The sequence below is a fragment of the Streptomyces hainanensis genome (assembly GCF_004348415.1).
GTDB classification, from domain to species: Bacteria; Actinomycetota; Actinomycetes; order Streptomycetales; family Streptomycetaceae; genus Streptomyces; species Streptomyces hainanensis.
The window spans coordinates 1-4,043 of the sequence record NZ_SMKI01000596.1 but is presented as its reverse complement, the minus strand read 5'-3'; the positions used below and the strand labels follow the sequence as shown (position 1 = coordinate 4,043).

At 70.7% G+C, this 4,043-nt stretch carries 4 protein-coding genes; 3 read left to right on the top strand and 1 reads right to left on the bottom strand.

The features are described from left to right. Window positions 1-1,199, bottom strand: a 1,199-nt coding sequence (locus tag E1283_RS33185) for a hypothetical protein (protein ID WP_132821879.1), incomplete at its 3' end; no start/stop codon positions are given. A gap of 198 nt (window positions 1,200-1,397) precedes the next feature. On the opposite strand from E1283_RS33185, the gene E1283_RS33180 reads away from it, so the two are divergent. From E1283_RS33180 to E1283_RS33170, 3 genes are all read left to right on the top strand, one after another. Further along, a complete protein-coding gene (locus tag E1283_RS33180; protein WP_132821878.1) occupies window positions 1,398-2,198 on the top strand; it encodes a GOLPH3/VPS74 family protein in 801 nt (266 codons plus the stop codon). Window positions 2,199-2,460: 262 nt separating this feature from the next. After that, window positions 2,461-3,324: a helix-turn-helix domain-containing protein gene (locus tag E1283_RS33175; RefSeq protein WP_132821877.1), complete on the top strand. Its 864-nt coding sequence runs from the start codon at window positions 2,461-2,463 to the stop codon at window positions 3,322-3,324. 184 nt (window positions 3,325-3,508) lie between these two features. Then, entirely contained in the window at window positions 3,509-3,718 is a 210-nt protein-coding gene (locus tag E1283_RS33170; RefSeq protein WP_132821876.1) for a DUF397 domain-containing protein, read from the top strand. Window positions 3,719-4,043 lie beyond the last annotated feature (325 nt).

Sequence of the window (4,043 nt, the reverse complement as noted above, 5' to 3'; positions counted from 1 at the left end):
GGCGTTACCGGTTCGGGGGTCGGTTCGGGGATCGGTTCGGGTGCCGGCGCCGGGCCCTGGCCGGACCCGGCTCCCTCGTCCTTGCCGTCCTTGCCGTCGGTGTCGTCCTTGGCCTTCTCGGCGTCGTCCGGTAGCCGGAGGAACGTCGTCGTGCGGTCGACGGGCTTGTCGTCCGCGTCCTTGTCGGCGTTCTTGTCGTCGGGGTCGGCGCCGTCCGGAACGCGGAGGAAGGTGGTCGCCTGATCCACGGAGCCCTTGCCGGGCTCGGCCGCGCCCTCGTTCTCCTCGTTCTCCTCGTCGCCGCCGTCGGCCGGGTCCGAGGGGACGCGGAGGAAGGTGGTCGCCTGGTCGACGCTCTTGCCGTCGGCCTTGCCGTCAGTGGTCTCGTCGGGGTCGTCCGGCACCCGAAGGGAGGTGGTCGCCCTGTCGGCGGCAGTCCCGTCCGCCTGTTCGGGCAACCGCAACATGGTCGTCCGATCCCCGCCGCCCGAAGCGGCCTCACCGTCCGCCGCCGCGTCGTTCTCCTCGGCCGAGGTAGCTGTGCTCGCCGGTGTCACGCCGCCGGCCTGTATCCGGGTTCTGGGGTCCTCGGCCCCGGCCGTTGCCTTGCCGGCCCGGGGCGCGGCGCCGCGGGCGGCCGTGCCGCTTCTACCGGCCGTGGGCGCCGAGTCGCCGGTGTCGGCGTCGCCGTCCGCCGGCTTGTCCCCGCCGGCCGGTATGCGGGTTCTGGGGTCCTCGGTGCCCGTCGGGGCCTTGCCGGCCCGTTTCGTGGTGGCGCGGGTGGCCGTGCCGCCCTCGCTCGTCCTGCCCGCCGCAGCGGGCTCCTTCGTGACGCCGTCGTCGCCCGCGCCGCCGCCCGCCTCACCCGACTCACCCGCGTCGTCCGCGTCGTCCGCGTCTTCCGCCGCGGCGGAGTCGTCGCGGGGCGTCTCCGCCGGCGTGGTGGCGCGAGAGGCGCCCTTGTCGGCCGCCTCCCGCGCGTCGACCGCTTCGCCCGCGTCGCCGTCGGCCTCGGCCGCCGCCGGTTCGGCGGTGGCCCGGCTCGCCGCAGGCGAGTCCGTGTCGGCCTCGGGAACCTTCGCGTCGTCGGGAAACCTTTCGGGCCCCTCAGGCGTCTTCTCCGATGACTCCCGCTCCCGATCCCGTCCCGAAATGTCCGGGGACTCGCCCGACACCCGTGCCTCCCTGCCGTTGTCCATGATCCGAACCGCTCGCCCTACCAGTCTGACGGGTCCTGTGCACCTCGGTACGCCACGCCCGTGGTGGCGGAAACGTGCGGTCTGACCCGTTGGACGACAACGACATATCTACGGGTTCCATCACAAATCAACCACGCACTCTCGACAGAACAATGTGAGAGGCGTCACCCTGTCTTTCATCCACGCGGGGAGGCATGGATGGGCAGGAGTCGTAGAACCATTCCGGAGGAGTTGCTGTTGCTCGCTCTGGACCCGGCCACGGGTACCACAGCGCAGCCACAGTCGCTCGACCTCGGCCTGGCCGGGGCACAGCTCGTCGAGCTGGCCCTGGCGGGACGGATAGCCCCTGACGGGGACCGAATAGCCGTGATACTGCCACGGCCGACCGGAGATCCCACCCTGGACTCCGCGCTGGAGTTGCTGCGCAGGCGCGGCAGCCCGGTGCGGGCCGTCCACTGGATCGGCGGGCCCAGGCTTGGGCTGCGCCAAACCTATCTCACGCATCTGGAGCGCTGCGGCATGGTCCATGCCGTGGAGAGCCAGATGTGCGGGGTGCTGCCGACGACCCGGTACCAGGCGACGGAAACCGCGGTCAGCAGGCAGATCCGGGCACGGCTGGACACCGCGATCCGCACCGGCACCCCGCCGGACGCGCGGACCGCGGCCCTGGCGGCGCTGGCTCACGCGGTCGGCCTTGGCAAGCACCTGTACCCGGGGAACGAGGGGCGGTCCTCCCGCTCCCGCCTCCGGGACCTCATCAGGCACGACCCCATGGGCGGACTCGTGGCACACGCTGTCATGGACGTGCAGAACGGTGTGGCCGGACAGGTTGCGGCCGCCGCCGCACGGCGGGCGCAGCCGAGCGCCCCGCCGCGCAAGGCGGGACGCACACCGGCGCCGGCGGCCATGGCTGTGGTCGGGCAGTCGAGCCAAGCTCCTGAGCAGATTCGGCGGAGAGGAGTGACGCGAGCCGCACCACGTCCTTCGCTGTCGCACTGAGGCATGACTCGGTAACAGCACCCCAGGAGCACCACCCACCCCTTTGAGCACCACAGTTCGAGTATCTCGAGCACCCACTGACTTACCGGGAGCCGCGTTTCGGGCACGGGGTGTGGCGAGGGCCGTGAGGAACGACGGCCGTCGTCACACCCCTTGCCTGTTTCCGGGCACGTTCTGTCGCCAATACGCCGCGCACACGCCCTGTCGGATGGCAATCTGCTGGGTACGGAAGTCACGTGATCACGACGGAGGTGCACAGTCCGTGGCGGGCAATGTCAATCCGACTGTCCGGCGACGCCGGCTCGGCCAGGAGTTGCGGCGGCTCCGTGAAGACCGGGGCATGACGGCCGAGGAGGTCGCCGACCGGCTGCTGGTGTCCCAGTCCAAGATCAGCAGGCTGGAGAACGGGCGCCGCAGCATCAGCCCGCGCGACGTCCGCGACCTGTGCGGGGTCTACGAGGTCGAGGACCGGCGGCTGGTCGACTCGTTGATGCAGATGGCCAAGGAGTCGCGCCAGCAGGGCTGGTGGCACGCCTTCGCCGAGCTGTCACCCACCTACAGCGTGTACATCGGCCTGGAGACCGACGCCTCCTCGTTACGGGTCTACGAACCCCAGGTGGTGCCCGGCCTCATGCAGACGCCGGCGTACGCCTCCGCCGTGATATCCGGCGCGCTGCCCGAGGTCGGCGAGGAGGAGGTCGCCAGCCGGGTCCAGGTCCGGATGCGGCGTCAGCAGCGGGTCTGGGACGACAGGAACCCGCTGCGGCTGTGGGCGGTGGTGGACGAGGCGGCGCTGCGCCGGCTCGTCGGGGGGCGCGCGACCATGGTGGAGCAGTTGGGGCGATTGCTCGACTGCTCGCGCCTGCCGCACGTGACGCTCCAGGTGATGCCCTTTTCCGCCGGCGCGCATCCCGGCGTGAATGGCCAGTACACGATCTTGGAGTTTCCCGAGGCTACCGATTCCACGGTCATTTACCTGGAGGGCGGCACCAGTGATCTCTATTTGGAGAAGCCGCACGACGTCCAGCACTACAGCGTTATGTACGAACACCTCAGGGCCCAGGCGCTCAGCCCGGAGCAGTCGCACGTATTGATCACCAAGCTCCTTGAGGAGTACGGGAGTTAGCCGCCTCGCCGATCGCCGGGAAGTAGCGGCGGCGCAGCGTACACCCCCACTCTGGGGCCCGTGGGGAAAAGCCTTGGACGAACCATCCGGTCGGGTGAAGCAGTACAACTCATGGCCATCCTGACTAGTACGGTCGCGGCGTCATTACGACACCCCGACCGACAACTCGACCGGAGCAGAAAACATGGCAATCGAGCACGGCAGCACGCACACCTGGACCAAGTCGTCGTATTCCGGGGGGAACGGTGCCTGCGTCGAGGTGAAGTCCCCGGCGCGGGAATTCCTCGCCGTCCGGGACTCCAAGACCCCTGCGGGGTCACGCCTCGGGTTCGCCACCGCTTCGTGGGCGGCGTTCCTCGGCACGCTGGACCTCGAGGAACGCGACCGCGACTGACCCCGGCCGGCCACGGCGCCGCCCGGCCCTCCCCTCCCGGGACCGGTCGGCGCCATGTCCGCCGCGACGCCGCGACGCCGCGACGCCGCGACGCCTCCCCGTCGGGCACGGCCGGGGCGTGGTGTCCGGTACTCCACGAACCCGGACATCCGCTCGCCGGGCGCCAGTCGACCCGGCTCGCCGGTATACGCGTCATGCCAGCTGTGCCAGTCCATGCCTCGACCCCGGGCGTCCGCGCGGGGGAGTCGAGCCGGGTTCCGATGCCGGTGAACCAGCGGTGAATCAGCGGGGCTTGGGGTTCGGGTTGGGCTGCGGAGGCTTGGGG

Bases quoted from the DNA above. Each gene is read 5' to 3' on its own strand.
- E1283_RS33180 (WP_132821878.1), top strand. From the start codon at position 1,398: ATGGGCAGGAGTCGTAGAACCATTCCGGAGGAGTTGCTGTTGCTCGCT.
- E1283_RS33170 (WP_132821876.1), top strand. From the start codon at position 3,509: ATGGCAATCGAGCACGGCAGCACGCACACCTGGACCAAGTCGTCGTAT.